2 protein-coding genes are annotated in these 1,602 nt (G+C 73.9%); one reads left to right on the top strand and one right to left on the bottom strand.

Features of this window, described 5'->3' with window-relative positions:
- Positions 1–656: DUF5954 family protein (locus tag C6N75_RS30830; protein WP_258177523.1), on the top strand; the 656-nt coding region annotated here is incomplete at its 5' end.
- A 103-nt stretch (positions 657–759) separates the two neighbouring features.
- Here the strand turns inward: C6N75_RS30830 and C6N75_RS21225 are convergent.
- Positions 760–1,545 carry an SAM-dependent methyltransferase gene (locus tag C6N75_RS21225; protein ID WP_105870503.1) on the bottom strand — a complete coding sequence of 262 codons (786 nt, stop codon included), beginning with the start codon at positions 1,543–1,545 and terminating at the stop codon, positions 760–762.
- Positions 1,546–1,602: the final 57 nt, after the last annotated feature.

The raw sequence follows: 1,602 nt of genomic DNA, 5'->3' as shown, positions 1-1,602 counted from the left end.
CCACCGACCCCGAACCCCCCGTCCCCGACTGGTCGCTCCAGGCCCGTGACCCGGAGATCGACGACGGCCTGGTCATGGACCCCGACGCGCCGGTCACCCCCACCCAGGCCATGGAGCAACTCGCTCTGCGGGACCTCGCGTACGCGGGGTCCCGCTTCCCCGCACACGTGCTGGCCGACTCCCGGAACGCCCTCGTCACCCACCCGGACGTGCTGGTGCTCCCCGCGACCTTCGCCATCGTGGAGCGCACCGACAGCGGCTGGCAGCCGGTCGGCGCCCCGCACGCCACCGCGCACGCCGCCCGCCGCTCGCTCCAGTTCGGCCTCCTGTGGACCTGGCCCCGGACGCACGGCCTCATCCCGTTCGAGGCCGACCCGCACACCACCGCGCGCACCGCCACCGAGAAGGAGGTCTCGGCCGCCGACCTGGCCGCGCTGGCCGCGTACGTGGCGGCCGCCGACGAACTGCGCGCCGCGCCCCGGGTCAACCGGGTGCGACTCGACGACACCGTCTACCAGATCGGCCGCACCCGCCGCCTGGTCCGCTGGGGCCCCGACGGGCCGGAGCCCCCCCGCCCCTCCGACGTCGCCGGCCACGACCCGGAGCGGATGCACCTGGTGATGGACGAGGACGGCAACGTCCTGCCGGAGAGCTGAGAGCCGGGGGACAGGACCGAGGCCGGTACAGGGCCGGCAACGCTGGCGGCCCGGCGTCCGTCGGTACGGATGCCGGGCCGTCCGCGCGGGGCGGGCTTCGGGGTCAGGGCTTGCGGGCCACCAGGCCCCACTGGTCCACGGGGGTGGGTGCGTCCTCGGTGGGGCGCCAGTGGGCGATGGAGCCGAAGCCGGGGTCGAGCAGCTCCAGACCCTCCGCGCAGGCGGTGATCTCGTCGGGCTCCCGGACGAGGTAGGGCGGGTTGTCGCCGGAGTCGTACGCCTCCTGGGCGGCCAGGGTCTCGGGGGTCTTCACCGTGTCGCAGAGCACCAGGTGGCTCCCGGAGGGCATCCGGGCCATGTAGCGCTGGACGACCTTGATCCCCTCGGCGGGGGTCAGATGCCCCAGGGTGGACAGCAGGAGCACGGCGACCGGCTCGGACAGGTCCAGGGTCTCGGTCGCCTCGTCGACGACGGTGTCCACGTCGGACAGGTCGGCGTCCACGTAGGCGGTGCGGCCCTCGGGGGAGCTGGTCAGCAGGGCGGCGGCGTGCACCAGGACGATCGGGTCGTTGTCCACGTAGACGATCCGGGCGTCCGGAATGGCGGCCTGGGCGACCTCATGGGTGCTGTTCGCCACCGGCAAGCCGGTGCCGACGTCCAGGAACTGGCGTACCCCGAGCGAGGTGAGGTGGCGGACCGCGCGGGCCTGGAAGGCCCGGGACGCCTGGGCGATCTCGACGATCTGGGGGTAGGCGGCGCTCACCGCGTCGGCCAGCTCCCGGTCCACCGGGTAGTTGTCCTTGCCGCCGAGCCAGGCGTTCCACACCCGGGCGGAGTGCGGTATGTCGGACCGGATCCGCTCACGGAGCCCGTTGTCGTCAGAGGCCATGCCCTACTCCTGTTCACAAGGGGGCGTACGGGTCCGACCGTACCCGCAGCGCGGCCG

This window comes from Streptomyces solincola, assembly GCF_002982015.1.
In the GTDB taxonomy this organism is placed as follows: domain Bacteria; phylum Actinomycetota; class Actinomycetes; order Streptomycetales; family Streptomycetaceae; genus Streptomyces; species Streptomyces solincola.
The sequence above is the reverse complement of the archived record's forward strand: the minus strand, read 5'-3'. Positions and strand labels throughout refer to the sequence as shown.